Raw genomic sequence first — 15,699 nt, 5'->3', positions numbered from 1 at the left:
GGCCGCCCGCCGCACGGGCGGCCTCCGCACCTCCCCTGTTCTCAGGGCTTGCGCCCCACCCCGCAGAAGGCGTCCACGTCCTCCTCGGCGGCCTTCCCGGGCCCGCCGCCCGGAGCGGGGTCGGGCCGCCACCGGTTGCACGGCACCACACCGGGCTCGACCAGTTCCAGGCCGTCGAAGAAGGCGGCGATCCGCTCGGGGCTGCGCAGGACCAGCGGGGCGTTGCCGGAGGCGTTCCACACCTCCACGATCCTGTCCGACCGCTCGCCGTGGATGACGTTGGTGCCGTCGTACAGCACCAGGTGGCTGCCGGAGGGCAGGGCGTCCGTCAGCCGGCGCACGATGCCGTACGCCTCCTCGTCGTCCGTGACGAACTCCATGATCCCCATCAGCAGCAGGGCGACGGGCCGGGTGAGGTCCAGGGTCTCCGCCGCCCCGGCCAGGATGGTCCCGGGGTCGCGCAGATCGGCGTGGAGGTACTCGGTGGCGCCCTCGGGGGTGGAGGTGAGCAGGGCGCGGGCGTGCGCCAGCACCAGCGGATCGTGGTCGACGTAGACGATCCGCGACTCGGGGGCCAGCCGCTGGGCGATCTCGTGGGTGTTCTCCACGGTGGGCAGCCCGGTGCCGACGTCCAGGAACTGCCGGACGCCCGCCTCGGTCACCAGGTACCGCACGGCGCGGCCGAGTAAGGCCCGGGAGGCGCGGGCCAGGCGGGGCACGTCGGGGAGGATCGCGGTGATCCTGTCGCCCACCTCGCGGTCCACCTCGTAGTTGTCCTTCCCGCCCAGCCAGTAGTTCCAGATCCGGGCCACGTGCGACACCGTGGTGTCGATCGCGGGCGGTGCCTGCGGTCCGGGAGCGGCCGGTCCTTCTCTCACGGGGAGCCTCCTGTCACGCGGTGCGCGGTCGGTGATCGCCGCCCAACGTAACCCGAACGCCCGTGGGAGAGCGCGGAACCGGAGCCGGCCTTCTCCCCGCCCGTGCTCCCGCGAATCTCCCCGTCGCCGGTGCGCGGCGCGGAACCACCTGTGAGGATGCGCCGGTGACCCGTCTCGTCAGCGCGTTGATCTCGGCCTTCGGAGTCCTGGCCGCTCTGCTGCTCCTCGCCGTCGCCGCCGGCGACCACCGGGCCGGGGCGTCGCCGCTGTGGGTGGTGGCCGGGGCCGTCCTCCTCCTCGGCGCCCTCTTCGCGCTCGTACGGGACGTCCGGGCCCTCCGCCGGGCGCCCGGCGGGCGGGGGAGGGACTGAGGCGGCTCAGTCCACCAGGTCGCGGACGACCGCGTCGGCCAGCAGCCGGCCGCGGAGGGTGAGGGCCGCGCGGCCCCGCCCGTACGCCTCCGGGCGCAGCAGGCCGTCGGCCAGCGCCCGCTCGGCGGCCCGCGCCCCGGCGGGGGCCAGCACGTCCAGCGGCACGCCGTCCACCAGGCGCAGCTCCAGCAGGATCCGCTCCACACGGCGGTCCTCGCCGGTCAGCACCTCGCGGCCCGCGCCCGGCGAGCGTCCCTCGGCGAGCGCCTGGGCGTACGCGCCGGGGTGCTTGACGTTCCACCAGCGGACGCCCCCGACGTGGCTGTGCGCCCCGGGGCCGGCGCCCCACCAGTCGGCGCCGGTCCAGTACAGCTCGTTGTGGCGGCAGCGGGCGTCCCGCGAGGTGGCCCAGTTGGAGACCTCGTACCAGCCGAAGCCGGCCTCCGCCAGCTTCTCCTCGGCGATCAGGTAGCGGTCGGCGTGCACGTCGTCGTCGGTCATGGGGATCTCGCCGCGCCGGATGCGGCGGGCCAGCCGCGTGCCCTCCTCGACGATCAGGGCGTACGCCGAGACGTGGTCCGGCCCGGCGCCGATCGCGGCGTCCAGCGAGGCCCGCCAGTCGTCGTCGCTCTCGCCCGGGGTGCCGTAGATCAGGTCCAGGTTGACGTGCTCGAAGCCCGCCGCCCGGGCCTCGGCCACGCACGCCTCGGGACGGCCGGGGGTGTGGGTGCGGTCCAGGACGGCCAGCACGTGCCGCCGGGCGCTCTGCATCCCGAACGAGACCCGGTTGAAGCCCGCCTCGCGCAGCCGCGCCAGGTACGCCGGGTCGACGGACTCCGGGTTGGCCTCCGTGGTGACCTCCGCGCCGTCCGCCAGCCCGAACTCCTCGCGGATCGCGGCGAGCATCCGCCCCAGGTCGGCGGCGGGCAGCAGGGTCGGGGTGCCGCCGCCGACGAAGACCGTCTCCACCGGCCGGGGGTCGTCGCCGAGCGCCTTGCGGGCCAGCCGGACCTCCTCGACCAGGATGTCCGCGTAGTTCTCCCGCGAGGCGAGCACCCCGCCCGAGCCGCGCAGCTCGCTCGCGGTGTAGGTGTTGAAGTCGCAGTAGCCGCAGCGCGTGGCGCAGTACGGAACGTGCAGGTAGAAGCCGAGGGGGCGGTCCGCCGCGCCCGCCAGGGCGTGTGCGGGCAGCGCTCCGTCGGCGGGGACGGGCTCGCCGTCGGGCAGTGCGGAAGGCATGGGACCCATTGTCCGCCATCCGGGCCGTTACCCGGCGGCCGCGGGCTCACGGCCCGGCCGGGCCGCCCACGGTGACGTGGTCGATCAGCCGCTCGACCGGCCCGAGGAGGCCCGGCTCCAGGTCCCGGTAGTCGCGCACGCAGCCCAGGATCCGCTGCCACGCCGCGCCGGTGTTCCCGGGCCAGCCCAGGGCCCGGCACACCCCGGTCTTCCAGTCCTGGCCGCGGGGGACGTCCGGCCAGGCGCCGATGCCCAGCGCGGACGGCTTCACCGCCTGCCAGACGTCGACGTACGGGTGCCCGACCACCAGCACGTTCTCGTCGGTGACCCGCTCCGCGATCCGGGACTCCTTCGAGCCGGGCACCAGGTGGTCCACCAGCACCCCCAGCCGGGCCTCGGGGGTGGGGCCGAAGGCCTCCACGACCGCGGGGAGGTCGTCGACGCCCTCCAGGTACTCCACGACGACGCCCTCGATCCGCAGGTCGTCGCCCCAGACCTTCTCCACCAGCTCCGCGTCGTGGCGCCCCTCCACGTAGATGCGCCCCGCCCGCGCCACCCGCGCGCGGGCGCCCGGCACGGCGATCGACCCCGAGGCCGTGCGCCGGGGAGCGGCGGGGGCGGGCGGCGCGACCGCCCGCGGCCGCACCAGGGTCACGGCCCTCCCCTCCAGCAGGAAGCCGCGCGGCTCCATCGGGAAGACGCGGTGCCTCCCGAAGCGGTCCTCCAGGGTGACGGTGAACCCCTGCGCGGTCTTCTCGCAGCGGACCACGGCCCCGCAGAACCCGGTCGTGACCTCCTCCACCACCAGGCCGGGCTCGGCGGGCACCTCGGGTACGGGCCGGGTCCGCTTCCACGGCGGGGTCAGGTCGGGGTCGTACCGTCTGCTGCGCATGCGCTCATTGTGATACGCGGGAGCCGCCGCGAAACGCCCCTCGCGGAACGCCGGTCACGGAACGCCGAAGCGGTGTGCCAGGGCGTCGCGCTGGGCGCGGACGAAGGCGGCGTCCACCACCGCGCCGTGGCCGGGCACGTACAGGGCGTCCTCGCCGCCCAGGGCGAGCAGGCGGTCGACGGCGGCCGGCCAGTGGACGGGATGGGCGTCCGGGCCGGCCTGCGGCTCGCCGGACTCCTCCACCAGGTCGCCGCAGAAGACGACGTCCCGTCCCCCCGAGACGCCCGGCACCAGGACGGCCAGGTCGTAGGCGGTGTGCGCGGGGCCGACGTTGACCAGGGTCACCTCCCGGTCGCCCAGCGGGACCGTCAGCTCGCCGACCACCCGGTGGTGCGGGTGGACGAGCACGTCCACGGCCTGGGCCGCCTCCTCGCGGTCCGCCCCGTGCCGCATGGCGTCCGCCAGCAGCTCGTCCTTCGACCGCGCCATCCACTCGTCGGCCCCCACGGCCGCGTACACCTCCACCCCGGAGAAGGCGGACGTGCCCAGGACGTGGTCGAAGTGCGGATGGGTGAGCGCCACGTGGGTGATGCGGCGGCCGAAGCGCTCGCACAGCTGCCGCCGCAGGCGCGCGCCCTCCCGCAGCGAGGCCCCCGTGTCGACCACGAGCACGCCCGCCGTGCCGCCGACGGCCCCGACCGTCTCGTCCCAGCCGGGCATACGGTGACGAACGACTCCCGGTGCCAGCTCTTCCCATCCGGCCTCCATAGGGCGACGCTAACGCCAAAGCGCGGGCGATGCCCGCCGGGCGGCAGAGGCCGGTCGCCACCGCTTCCCGGCCGCCCTTGCCCTGGCCGTGGTCACCGGCCGTACACTGGCACAGGGAAACTGGCACTCGCCTGCCGAGAGTGCCAGGGCAGGAACGGAAGACACGGCCGGACGGGAGGTGCGCCGAAGTGCTCAGCGAACGCAGACTCGAGGTCTTGCGCGCCATCGTCCAGGACTACGTCGGCACGCAGGAGCCGGTGGGCTCCAAGGCCCTGACCGAGCGGCACAACCTCAAGGTCTCCCCGGCCACCGTGCGCAACGACATGGCGGCGCTGGAGGAGGAGGGCTACATCGCCCAGCCGCACACCAGCGCGGGCCGCATCCCGACGGACAAGGGATACCGCCTGTTCGTGGACCGGCTGGCGGGCGTCAAGCCGCTGTCCAAGCCCGAGCGGCGGGCGATCCAGAACTTCCTGGCGGGGGCCGTCGACCTCGACGACGTCGTCAGCCGCACCGTGCGGCTGCTGGCCCAGCTCACCCGGCAGGTCGCCATCGTCCAGTACCCGTCGCTGACCCGTTCGACCGTGCGCCACGTCGAGCTCCTGCTGCTCGCGCCCACGCGCCTGATGCTCGTGCTGATCACGGACACCGGGCGGGTCGAGCAGCGCGTGGTGGACTGCCCTGCCCCCCTCACCGAGACGACGCTGGCGGACCTGCGGGCCCGCCTCAACAGCCGGGTGGTGGGCGAGCGCTTCTCCGAGGTGCCCAGGCTGGTGCAGGATCTCCCGGAGTCCTTCGACCAGGACGACCGCGGCACGATCTCCACCGTGCTGGCGACCCTGCTGGAGACGCTGGTGGAGGAGCCCGAGGAGCGGCTGATGATCGGCGGCACCGCCAATCTCACCCGCTTCGTGCACGACTTCCCCCTGACGATCCGCCCGGTGCTGGAGGCGCTGGAGGAGCAGGTCGTGCTCCTCAAGCTGCTGGGGGAGGCCAAGGACTCCGGCATGACCGTGCGCATCGGTCACGAGAACGCCCACGAGGGGCTGAACTCCACGTCGGTCGTCTCGGTCGGTTACGGTTCGGGCAACGAGGCGGTGGCCAAGCTCGGTGTGGTCGGACCGACCCGCATGGACTACCCCGGAACGATGGGAGCGGTACGCGCAGTGGCACGTTACGTCGGACAGATCCTCGCGGAGTCGTAAGTGGCGACGGACTACTACGCGATCCTGGGCGTGCAGCGCGATGCCTCACAGGACGAGATCAAGAAGGCCTTCCGGCGGCTCGCGCGCGAGCTGCACCCGGACGTCAACCCGGACCCGAAGACGCAGGAGCGGTTCAAGGAGATCAACACCGCCTACGAGGTGCTCTCCGACCCGCAGAAGAAGCAGATGTACGACCTCGGCGGCGACCCGATGGGCGGCGCGGGCCGGGGCGGCGGCTTCGGCGCGGGGTTCGGGAACTTCTCCGACATCATGGACGCCTTCTTCGGCACCGCCTCGCAGCGCGGGCCGAGGTCCCGTACGAGGCGCGGCCAGGACGCGATGATCCGGCTCGACATCGAGCTGGACGAGGCCGCCTTCGGCACCACGAAGGACATCCAGGTCGACACGGCCGTCGTCTGCACGACGTGCAACGGCGAGGGCGCCGCCCCGGGCACGTCGGTGCAGACCTGCGACATGTGCCGCGGCCGCGGCGAGGTCTCGCAGGTCACCCGGTCCTTCCTGGGCCAGGTCATGACCTCGCGGCCGTGCCCGCAGTGCCACGGGTTCGGCACGATCGTGCCCAACCCCTGCCCGGAGTGCGCCGGCGACGGCCGCGTGCGGGCGCGGCGCAGCCTGACGGTGAAGATCCCGGCGGGCGTGGACAGCGGCACCCGCATCCAGCTCGCCGGCGAGGGCGAGGTCGGCCCGGGCGGCGGCCCGGCCGGCGACCTGTACGTGGAGATCCACGAGGTCCCGCACCCGGTCTTCCAGCGCCGCGGCGACGACCTGCACTGCACGGTCACCATCCCCATGACGGCGGCGGCGCTGGGCACGAAGGTCCCGCTGGAGACGCTGGACGGCATGGAGGAGGTCGACATCCGGCCCGGCACCCAGTCCGGCCAGTCCATCCCGCTCCACCAGCGCGGTGTGACGCACCTGCGCGGCGGCGGCCGGGGCGACCTGGTCGTCCACGTCGAGGTGCAGACCCCGACCAAGCTGGACGCCGAGCAGGAGGAGCTGCTGCGCCGACTGGCCAAGCTGCGGGGCGAGGAGCGGCCGATGGGCCAGTTCCAGCCGGGGCAGCAGGGACTGTTCTCCCGGCTGAAGGACGCGTTCAACGGGCGGTGAGCGGCCGTCCGGCCGGGGGCCGCTGCCCCGGGGGTGCCGCCGGCCGGGAGCGTCCTGACGTGCCCGCCCGGCGCCGGCGGCCTTGGGGCCGGGCGCGGCGTCCCGCCCGGACGGGGACGTGGCAGGATGCCGCCATGTCCTCCCCGCCGACCACGCCCTTCTCCAGGATCCGGTCCCGGATCGAGCATCCCGTCGTCCAGGCCCCCATGGCCGGGGGCGCGTCCCGCCCCGAGCTGGCCGCAGCCGTCGGCGAGGCGGGCGGGCTCGGCTTCCTCGCCGCCGGGTACAAGAGCCCGGAGGCGATGCGCGGGGAGATCCGGCGGCTGCGGACGCTGACCGACCGCCCCTTCGGCGTCAACCTCTTCATGCCCCACACCGTCGGCGCCGGTCCGCGCGCCGCCGTGGCGGCCTACCGCGAACGGCTCGCGGGCGAGTTCGCCCGCTACGGCGCCGAGCCGGGCGGGCACGGGGACGACGGGGACGACGACGCGTACGGCGCCAAGCTGGAGATCCTCCTGGAGGAGCCCGTTCCGCTGGTCTCCTTCACCTTCGGCTGCCCGTCGCGCCGGGTCCTGGAGGACCTGGCGGAGGCGGGCACCGCCACCGTGGTGACCGTCACCTCGGTCGCCGAGGCCCGGGCCGCCGAGGAGGCGGGCGCCGACGCGCTGTGCGTCCAGGGCGTCGAGGCGGGAGGCCACCGGGGCACGCACCGCGACGACCCCGCCTCGGACCCCGCGCCGGACGGCGCCGGACTCGGCCTGCTCGCGCTGCTGGGCCGGGTGCGGGAGGCCGTGACGCTCCCGCTGATCGCGGCGGGCGGGCTGATGCGCGGCGGGCAGATCGCCGCCGTGCTGGCCGCCGGCGCGGTCGCCGCGCAGTTCGGCACGGCCTTCCTGCCCTGCCCCGAGTCGGGCGCCCACGAACTGCACAAGCGGGCGCTGACCGACCCCGCGTTCCCCCGCACCGAGCTGACCCGCGCCTTCTCCGGCCGCCCCGCGCGCGCCCTGGTCAACCGCTTCTCGGCCGAGCACGGCCCCCACGCTCCCGCCGCGTACCCCCGGGTGCACCACCTCACCGCCCCGCTGCGCAGGGCCGCCGCGGAGGCCGGCGACCCGCAGGCCATGGCGCTGTGGGCCGGGCAGGGGCACCGGCTGGCACGCGCCCTGCCCGCCGCCGAGCTGGTCGGGGTGCTGGCCGGCGAGCTCGCGGCGGCCCGCGACGCGCTCACGGGACGGAGGGCCGCGTGACCGCCCCCGTCTTCGTCGCGGACTCCCTCGCCGGGGCCGCCCCCGGCGCCACGCTCACCCTGGACGGCCCCGAGGGCCGGCACGCCGTCGCGGTGCGGCGGCTGCGGGTGGGGGAGGAGATCGTCCTCACCGACGGCGCGGGCACCGGGGCCTTCGGCACCGTCGCGGCCGTCGAGGGCAGGGAGCGGCTGGAGGTCGCCGTCGCGGAGGTCCGCGTCGAGCCGGAGCCCGAGCCGAGGATCACCGTCGTCCAGGCCCTGCCCAAGGGCGACCGCGGGGAGCTGGCCGTGGAAACGATGACCGAGACGGGCGTGGACGCGATCGTGCCCTGGTCGGCCGCGCGCTGCGTGACGCAGTGGCGGGGCGAGCGCGGGGCGAAGGCGCTCCGCAAGTGGCGGACGACGGCGCGCGAGGCGGGCAAGCAGTCCCGCAGGCTGCGCTTCCCGGAGGTCGCCGAGCCGGCCTCCACCCGGCAGCTCCTGCCGCTGCTGGCCTCGGCGTCCTTCGCCGCGGTCCTCCACGAGGAGGGTTCGCGGCCGCTGGCCGCGGCCGAGCTGCCCGAGCGAGGCGAGCTGGTGATCGTCGTCGGCCCGGAGGGCGGGATCGCCCCGGAGGAGCTGGAGGTCTTCGCCGGGGCCGGGGCGCGGCCGTACCGGCTGGGTCCGAGCGTGCTGCGCACCTCCACCGCGGGGACGGCCGCGGCGGCGCTGCTGCTGGGACGCACCGGCCGCTGGTCCTGAGCGGCGCCCTCCGTCCGGGGGGCCGCCGGGCCGTGCCCCCCGGGCGGGACCGGCGCCCCAGCGGGTACGATCCGCTGCGTACCGACGGATCAAGCCCATCCACAGCGGAGGCGCCACCGTGGCGGGAGAACCACAGGCCGACTGCCTGTTCTGCAAGATCGTCGCGGGCGAGGTCCCGGCGACCGTCGTCCGCGAGTCGGAGACGACCCTGGCCTTCCGGGACATCAACCCCCAGGCGCCCACCCACGTGCTGGTGATCCCCAAGGCGCACTACCCCGACGCCGCGTCGCTGGCCGCCGCCGCCCCCGGGCTGGCCGCGGACGTGCTGCGCGAGGCGGGCGAGGTCGCCGCCCAGGAGAAGATCACCGCCGAGGAGGACGTGCCCAGCAAGGGCTACCGCATCGTGTTCAACACGGGCTCGGGCGCCGGGCAGACGGTCTGGCACGCGCACGCCCACGTGCTCGGCGGGCGCGGCCTGAACTGGCCGCCCGGATAAGGACCGGTTCCCCTCCCGCATGTCCGTACGCGAACTGGTCGTGCTGGGCACCGCCAGCCAGGTGCCCACACGACACCGCAACCACAACGGCTACGTCCTGCGCTGGGACGGCGAGGCCCTCCTGTTCGACCCCGGCGAGGGCACCCAGCGCCAGCTGCTCCGCGCGGGCGTGGCCGCCCACGACCTCACCCGGCTGTGCGTGACGCACTTCCACGGCGACCACTCCCTCGGTCTGGCCGGGGTGATCCAGCGCATCAACCTCGACCGGGTGCCGCACCCCGTCACGGCGCACTACCCGGCGAGCGGGCAGCGGTTCTTCGACCGGCTGCGGTACGCCACGGCCTACCGCGAGACGGCCGACCTGCGCCAGGAGCCGGTGTCCGGGGAGGGCGGCACACTGGCCGCCACCGGCGCGTTCACCCTCCGGGCGCGGAGGCTGTCCCACCCGGTGGAGTCCTACGGCTACCGCCTGACCGAGCCCGACGGGCGCCGGATGCTGCCCGAGCGGCTCGCCGCCCACGGCATCACCGGCCCGGACGTGGGACGCATCCAGCGGGAGGGCGAGCTGCGCGGCGTCACCCTCGACCAGGTGAGCGAGCCCAGACCGGGACAGCGCTTCGCGTTCGTGATGGACACCCGGCTGTGCGACGGCGTGTACGAGCTCGCCGAGGGCTGCGACATGCTGGTCATCGAGTCCACGTTCCTCGACGGGGAGGCGGAGCTGGCCGAGGAGTACGGCCACCTCACCGCCGGCCAGGCCGCGTCCGTCGCGGCGGAGGCGGGCGTGCGGCACCTGGTCCTCACGCACTTCTCCCAGCGCTACGACGACCCGGCCGAGTTCGCCCGGCAGGCACGGGAGGCCGGGTACGCCGGGGAGCTGACCGTGGCCGAGGACCTGATCCGGGTGCCGGTGCCCCGGCGGCGCTGACCGTCCCGCCCCGCCGCGGGAGGCGGGCCGCCCCCGCCTCCCGCGGCGGGCGCCGGCCGTCGGGCACACTGGCCGCATGCTGGACCCGCTCGCCTCGCTCCGCACCCCCGGCGACCCGCCCTGCGACGTCTACCTGACCGGGACCGTCTTCCTGGACATCGTCTTCACGGGACTGGACTCCGCGCCCGTGCGCGGCACCGAGTCCTGGGCGAAGGGCATGGGGTCGAGCCCCGGCGGCGTCGCCAACATGGCCACCGCCCTGGCCCGGCTGGGGCTGCGCACCTGGCTCGCCGCCGCCTTCGGGGACGACGTGTACGGCGAGTACTGCTGGGAGGCCCTCGAACAGGGCGAGGGCATCGACCTGTCGCTGTCGCGCACCGTGCCCGGCTGGCACTCCCCGGTCACCGTCTCGATGGCGTACGAGGGCGAGCGGACGATGGTCTCCCACGGGCACGAGGCGCCGCCGCCGGAGGAGCCCGCCCCCGGCGTGCCGCCCCCGTCCCGCGCCTGCGTGGCCTCCCTGCAGCCGGGCGTCCACCAGGAGTGGGTCGAGGCGGCGGCCCGCCGCGGCAGCCGGGTCTTCGCCGACGTCGGCTGGGACGAGAGCGGCCGCTGGGACCCCGCGGACCTGTCCGACCTGCGGTACTGCGAGGCGTTCCTGCCCAACGCGGAGGAGGCGATGCGCTACACCCGCACCGACTGCCCCCGCGCCGCCGCCCGCAGGCTCGCCGACCTGGTGCCGCTGGCCGTGGTCACCCTCGGCCCGGAGGGCGCCTACGCGGTGGACGGCGGCAGCGGCGAGACCGCCGAGGTGCCCGCCATCTCCGTGGAGGCGCTGGACCCCACCGGCGCCGGGGACGTGTTCATGGCCGGCTTCGTCACCGGCACCCTGGCCGGCTGGCCGCTCGCCGACCGGCTCGCCTTCGCGGGCCTCACCGCCGCCCTGTCGGTCCAGGAGTTCGGCGGCTCGCTGTCGGCCCCCGGCTGGGCCGAGATAACGGCCTGGTGGCAGCACGTCCGCTCCTTCGACGACCAGGACCGGGAGGCCCTGCGCCGCTACTCGTTCCTGGACGCCCTGCTGCCGGGCGCCGCACGGCCCTGGCCGCTGCGCCGGGCGGTGCCGACCATCGGTTTCCGGCGGGTGTGAGCGGGCGCCGGGGAGCGGGAGCGGGCCGCGCGGCGGGGTGAGGCAAATCCCTACTGGTCTGTCAGCCTCACGGCGTACTCTTGAGGGCGAAGCGCACGGCAGCCACAGAGAGGGACGCGCAGGCCACAGAGCCGGCCCATGACTCAGACACAGACAGACCAGGCACGGTCGAATTCCACGAGCGCCCAGTTCACCGTTCCGGCCAAGCACCCCATGGTGACGGTGCTGGGTTCGGGCGACTCCCTCCTCCGGGTGATCGAGAGGGCCTTCCCGTCGACCGACATCCATGTCCGCGGCAACGAGATCAGCGCCACGGGCGACGCGGCGGAGGTAGCTCTCGTCCAGCGGCTCTTCGACGAGATGATGCTGGTGCTGCGCACCGGCCAGCCGCTCACGGAGGACGCGGTGGAGCGCTCGATCGCCATGCTCCGCGAGGCGGACCCCGAGTCGGAGACGCCCGCCCAGGTCCTCACCCAGAACATCCTGTCCAACCGCGGCCGCACGATCCGCCCGAAGACGCTCAACCAGAAGCGCTACGTGGACGCGATCGACAAGCACACCGTCGTGTTCGGCATCGGCCCGGCGGGCACGGGCAAGACGTACCTGGCCATGGCCAAGGCGGTGCAGGCCCTCCAGGCCAAGCAGGTCACCCGCATCATCCTGACCCGGCCCGCGGTCGAGGCGGGGGAGCGGCTCGGCTTCCTGCCGGGCACCCTCTACGAGAAGATCGACCCGTACCTGCGCCCGCTGTACGACGCGCTGCACGACATGCTCGACCCGGACTCGATCCCGCGGCTGATGGCCGCCGGGACGATCGAGGTCGCCCCGCTGGCGTACATGCGCGGCCGGACGCTCAACGACGCGTTCATCATCCTCGACGAGGCGCAGAACACGAACCCCGAGCAGATGAAGATGTTCCTCACCAGGCTCGGGTTCGACTCCAAGATCGTCGTCACCGGCGACGTCACGCAGGTGGACCTGCCGGGCGGCACGAAGAGCGGTCTGCGCCAGGTGCAGGAGATCCTCGAAGGGGTGGAGGACGTCCACTTCGCGAGGCTCACCAGCACCGACGTCGTCCGCCACAAGCTGGTGGGCCGTATCGTCGACGCCTACGACCGCTACGACGTCCGCAACGGCACGACCGACGGCGGCGACCGCAGAAAGTAGCGACCGCGGAGAGCCGCGGTCGCGGAGAACAACGGAGAGCGTCCACCACCCCCATGTCGATCGACGTCAACAACGAGTCCGGGCGGGAGATCGACGAGCGCGCGATCCTCGACATCGCCCGCTACGCCCTCGCCCGGATGCGCATCCATCCGCTCTCGGAACTGTCGGTGATCGCCGTCGACACCGACGCCATGGAGCAGCTCCACCGGCAGTGGATGGACCTCCCCGGCCCCACCGACGTGATGTCCTTCCCCATGGACGAGCTGAGGCCGCCCGCGAAGGACTCCGACGAGCCCCCGCAGGGCCTCCTGGGCGACATCGTCCTGTGCCCGGACGTCGCCGAGAAGCAGGGCGCCGAGGCCCCGACGAAGCACTCCATGGACGAGGAGCTCCAGCTCCTCACCGTCCACGGCGTGCTGCACCTGCTCGGCTACGACCACGAGACCCCCGCCGAACGGGCCGAGATGTTCGGCCTCCAGGCGGCGATCGTCGACGGCTGGCGCGCCGAGCGCGGCCTGACCGGGCCCTCGCCGGCCCCCACCACGACGTGAGCGTCCAGCTGATCGTCGCGGCGGTCGTCCTGGTGGGCGTCGCCTGGCTCGCGGCCTGCGCCGAGGCCGGCCTGGCCGGCGCCACCGGCTACCGCGCCGAGGAGGCCGTACGGTCCGGGCGGCGCGGCGGCGCCAAACTGGCCGCCGTCGCCGCCGACCCCACCCGCTACCTCAACCTGGCGCTGCTGCTGCGCGTCGCCGCCGAGATGGGCGCGGGGGTCCTGGTCACCTACGGCTTCCTCCACACCTTCGACGAGACCTGGCAGGCCCTGGCCGCCGCCATCGCCGCGATGGTGCTCGTCTCCTACGTCGCGGTCGGCGTCTCGCCGCGCACCATCGGCCGCCAGCACCCGCTGAACACCGCCACGGCCGCCGCGTACGTCCTGCTGCCGCTGGCCCGCGTGCTGGGCCCGCTGCCGCAGCTCCTGATCCTCCTGGGCAACGCCCTCACCCCGGGCAGAGGCTTCCGCAAGGGCCCGTTCGCCACCGAGGCCGAGCTGCGGGCGATGGTGGACCTGGCCGGACGGGAGTCGCTGATCGAGGACGAGGAGCGCCGGATGGTGCACTCCGTCTTCGAGCTGGGCGACACCCTGGTGCGCGAGGTGATGGTGCCGCGCACCGAGCTGGTCTCCATCGAGCGGTTCAAGACCATCCGCCAGGCCCTCACCCTCGCCCTGCGCTCCGGCTTCTCCCGCATCCCGGTGACGGGGGAGAGCGAGGACGACGTCGTCGGCATCGTCTACCTCAAGGACCTCGCCCGGAAGGTCCACATCAACCGCGAGGCCGAGACCGAGCTGGTCTCCACGGCGATGCGGCCGGCCGTCTTCGTCCCCGACACCAAGAACGCCGGGGACCTGCTGCGCGAGATGCAGCGGGACCGCAACCACGTCGCGGTCGTCATCGACGAGTACGGCGGCACGGCCGGGATCGTCACCATCGAGGACATCCTGGAGGAGATCGTCGGCGAGATCACCGACGAGTACGACCGGGAGCTGCCGCCGGTGGAGGACCTGGGAGAGGGCCGCCACCGCGTCACCGCCCGCCTCGACCTCGGCGACCTGGGCGAGCTGTACGGCCTGGACCTGGAGGACGAGGACGTGGAGACGGTCGGCGGCCTGCTGGCCAAGCTGCTGGGCCGGGTCCCCATCGCGGGCGCCACGGCCGTCGTGGACGTCACCGGGGCCCGCGCCGACCGCAGCGCCGACCCGGCGCTGGAGGCCCTGCGGCTGACCGCCGAGTCCACGGCGGGGCGCCGCAACCGCATCCTCACGGTCCTGGTCGAGCCGGTCCGCGCGGCCGTCCCCGAACCGGAGGAGGAGCACGCCGCGGGGAGCGGCGGCTGACCGCCCGGTCCGCGCCGGTACGTACCGCCGGACTCCCTCCACCCGCGGCGGGGGGAGAGCATATGCTCGGCCCCATGAGCGAAGCCGCCGCCCTGGACCCCGAAGACCGCAAGATCATCACCCTCGCCCGCAGCGCTCGGGCCCGCAACGGCGTGCCCGAGGGGGCGGCCGTCCGGGACGAGACCGGACGCACCTACGTGGCCGGGACCGTCGCGCTGAAGTCGCTCAGGCTCAGCGCCCTGCAGACGGCGGTCGCCATGGCGGTGGCGTCCGGGGCCCAGTCCCTGGAGGCCGCGGCCGTGGTCTCCGAGGCGCCCGCGGTGCCCTCCGCCGACCTCGCCGCCGTCCACGACCTGGGCGGGCCGGCCACGCCCGTGCTGCTCGCCGGGCCCGACGGCGCGCTGCGCTCCACGGTCACCGCGGGCTGAGCGGCCCGGGGCGGCCCGGAGCGGCGCGGAACACTCCGCCGATCGGGGAGAATGGCCACCATGAGCGACCGTTCCCCCTCATCCCGGCCCGCCCAGCGGACGGAGCCCGCGCCGCACCGCGCGGGTTTCGCCTGTTTCGTCGGCCGCCCCAACGCGGGCAAGTCGACCCTCACCAACGCCCTGGTGGGGACGAAGGTCGCGATCACCTCCAACCGCCCCCAGACCACCCGCCACACCGTGCGCGGCATCGTCCACCGCCCCGACGCCCAGCTCGTCCTCGTGGACACCCCCGGCCTCCACAAGCCGCGCACCCTGCTGGGCGAGCGGCTCAACGACGTGGTGCGCACCACCTGGGCCGAGGTCGACGTGATCGGTTTCTGCCTGCCCGCCGACCAGAAGATCGGCCCCGGCGACCGGTTCATCGCGGGGGAGCTGGCGTCCCTCAGGCGCACCCCGAAGGTCGCGATCGTCACCAAGACCGACCTGGTGGACTCCAAGGCCCTGGCCGAGCAGCTCCTGGCCGTGGACCGGCTCGGCAAGGAACTGGGCATCGAGTGGGCCGAGATCGTGCCCGTCTCGGCCACCGAGGGCACGCAGGTGGGCCTGCTGGCCGACCTGCTCGTCCCCCTCCTCCCCGAGGGGCCGTCGCTCTACCCGGACGGCGACCTGACCGACGAGCCCGAGCAGGTCATGGTCGCCGAGCTGATCCGCGAGGCCGCGCTGGAGGGCGTGCGCGACGAGCTGCCGCACTCCATCGCCGTGGTGGTCGAGGAGATGGCGCCCCGCGAGGGCCGTCCCGCGGACCGGCCGCTGCTGGACATCCACGCCAACCTCTTCATCGAGCGCCCCAGCCAGAAGGGCATCGTCATCGGCCCCAAGGGCAGCCGGCTGAAGGAGGTCGGCACCAAGTCCCGCCGGCAGATCGAGGCCCTCCTCGGCACGCCCGTCTACCTCGACCTCCACGTCAAGGTCGCCAAGGACTGGCAGCGCGACCCCAAGCAGCTTCGGAAGCTGGGCTTCTAGCCCCCGTGCCGCGCCCGTGCCGCCGTCCGCCCCCCGAGGCCGGGGCGGCGGCCCGGGGCGGCCGCGTGGAGACGGACGAGGAGGTCCCGCCGGGCGGCGGGACCTGCGGGGCACTGGCCCCCGACGACCTGGCGGACGACTTCGGCTT

At 74.5% G+C, this 15,699-nt stretch carries 17 protein-coding genes; 13 read left to right on the top strand and 4 right to left on the bottom strand.

Going from position 1 to position 15,699, the window contains the following annotated elements; translation table 11 throughout:
- Positions 1-41: 41 nt before the first annotated feature.
- Positions 42-878: an SAM-dependent methyltransferase gene (locus ABD358_RS05310; RefSeq protein WP_344629663.1), complete on the bottom strand. Its 837-nt coding sequence runs from the start codon at positions 876-878 to the stop codon at positions 42-44.
- Between the two features lie 164 nt (positions 879-1,042).
- Here ABD358_RS05310 and ABD358_RS05305 point away from each other — a divergent pair, with 164 nt between their 5' ends.
- On the top strand, positions 1,043-1,249 hold the full coding sequence (locus ABD358_RS05305) for a hypothetical protein (protein ID WP_344629662.1): 207 nt from the start codon (positions 1,043-1,045) through the stop codon (positions 1,247-1,249).
- Between the two features lie 6 nt (positions 1,250-1,255).
- Here ABD358_RS05305 and hemW read toward each other — a convergent pair whose 3' ends face one another.
- The 3 genes from hemW to ABD358_RS05290 are packed head-to-tail and all read right to left on the bottom strand — an operon-like array spanning position 1,256 to position 4,100.
- The gene (hemW, locus tag ABD358_RS05300) at positions 1,256-2,488 is read right to left on the bottom strand and encodes a radical SAM family heme chaperone HemW (RefSeq protein ID WP_344629661.1); all 1,233 of its coding nucleotides are present in this window, start codon (positions 2,486-2,488) and stop codon (positions 1,256-1,258) included.
- Between the two features lie 46 nt (positions 2,489-2,534).
- On the bottom strand, positions 2,535-3,380 hold the full coding sequence (locus ABD358_RS05295; RefSeq protein ID WP_344629660.1) for a DUF3097 domain-containing protein: 846 nt from the start codon (positions 3,378-3,380) through the stop codon (positions 2,535-2,537).
- Between the two features lie 54 nt (positions 3,381-3,434).
- Entirely contained in the window at positions 3,435-4,100 is a 666-nt protein-coding gene (locus ABD358_RS05290; protein WP_344629659.1) for an MBL fold metallo-hydrolase, read from the bottom strand.
- 236 nt (positions 4,101-4,336) lie between these two features.
- Here ABD358_RS05290 and hrcA point away from each other — a divergent pair, with 236 nt between their 5' ends.
- The 12 genes from hrcA (at position 4,337) to era (ending at position 15,551) form a co-directional block, all read left to right on the top strand.
- A complete protein-coding gene (hrcA, locus tag ABD358_RS05285; RefSeq protein WP_344629658.1) occupies positions 4,337-5,353 on the top strand; it encodes a heat-inducible transcriptional repressor HrcA in 1,017 nt (338 codons plus the stop codon).
- A complete protein-coding gene (gene dnaJ, locus ABD358_RS05280; RefSeq protein WP_344629657.1) occupies positions 5,354-6,481 on the top strand; it encodes a molecular chaperone DnaJ in 1,128 nt (375 codons plus the stop codon).
- Between the two features lie 134 nt (positions 6,482-6,615).
- The gene (locus ABD358_RS05275) at positions 6,616-7,728 is read left to right on the top strand and encodes a nitronate monooxygenase (RefSeq protein WP_344629656.1); all 1,113 of its coding nucleotides are present in this window, start codon (positions 6,616-6,618) and stop codon (positions 7,726-7,728) included.
- The gene (locus ABD358_RS05270; protein WP_344629655.1) at positions 7,725-8,468 is read left to right on the top strand and encodes a 16S rRNA (uracil(1498)-N(3))-methyltransferase; all 744 of its coding nucleotides are present in this window, start codon (positions 7,725-7,727) and stop codon (positions 8,466-8,468) included. Before ABD358_RS05275 ends, ABD358_RS05270 begins: the two co-directional genes overlap by 4 nt.
- A 118-nt stretch (positions 8,469-8,586) precedes the next feature.
- The gene (locus ABD358_RS05265) at positions 8,587-8,964 is read left to right on the top strand and encodes a histidine triad nucleotide-binding protein (protein WP_344629654.1); all 378 of its coding nucleotides are present in this window, start codon (positions 8,587-8,589) and stop codon (positions 8,962-8,964) included.
- Positions 8,965-8,983: 19 nt separating this feature from the next.
- Positions 8,984-9,892, top strand: a complete 909-nt coding sequence (locus tag ABD358_RS05260; protein WP_344629653.1) for a ribonuclease Z — start codon at positions 8,984-8,986, stop codon at positions 9,890-9,892.
- 76 nt (positions 9,893-9,968) lie between these two features.
- Positions 9,969-11,039 (top strand): carbohydrate kinase family protein, encoded by a 1,071-nt coding sequence (locus ABD358_RS05255; RefSeq protein ID WP_344629652.1) that lies wholly within the window; start codon positions 9,969-9,971, stop codon positions 11,037-11,039.
- Positions 11,040-11,177: 138 nt separating this feature from the next.
- Positions 11,178-12,206, top strand: a complete 1,029-nt coding sequence (locus ABD358_RS05250; protein WP_344629651.1) for a PhoH family protein — start codon at positions 11,178-11,180, stop codon at positions 12,204-12,206.
- 53 nt (positions 12,207-12,259) lie between these two features.
- Complete coding sequence (ybeY, locus tag ABD358_RS05245) at positions 12,260-12,757, top strand: rRNA maturation RNase YbeY (RefSeq protein ID WP_344629650.1); 498 nt, start codon at positions 12,260-12,262, stop codon at positions 12,755-12,757.
- Entirely contained in the window at positions 12,754-14,100 is a 1,347-nt protein-coding gene (locus tag ABD358_RS05240) for a hemolysin family protein (protein WP_344629649.1), read from the top strand. Before ybeY ends, ABD358_RS05240 begins: the two co-directional genes overlap by 4 nt.
- A 62-nt stretch (positions 14,101-14,162) precedes the next feature.
- A complete protein-coding gene (locus tag ABD358_RS05235) occupies positions 14,163-14,528 on the top strand; it encodes a cytidine deaminase (RefSeq protein WP_425576248.1) in 366 nt (121 codons plus the stop codon).
- A 51-nt stretch (positions 14,529-14,579) separates the two neighbouring features.
- Positions 14,580-15,551, top strand: a complete 972-nt coding sequence (era, locus tag ABD358_RS05230; RefSeq protein ID WP_344629647.1) for a GTPase Era — start codon at positions 14,580-14,582, stop codon at positions 15,549-15,551.
- Positions 15,552-15,699 lie beyond the last annotated feature (148 nt).

The sequence above is a fragment of the Streptomyces glaucosporus genome (assembly GCF_039533345.1).
GTDB classification, from domain to species: Bacteria; Actinomycetota; Actinomycetes; order Streptomycetales; family Streptomycetaceae; genus Streptomyces; species Streptomyces glaucosporus.
The sequence above is the reverse complement of the archived record's forward strand: the minus strand, read 5'-3'. Positions and strand labels throughout refer to the sequence as shown.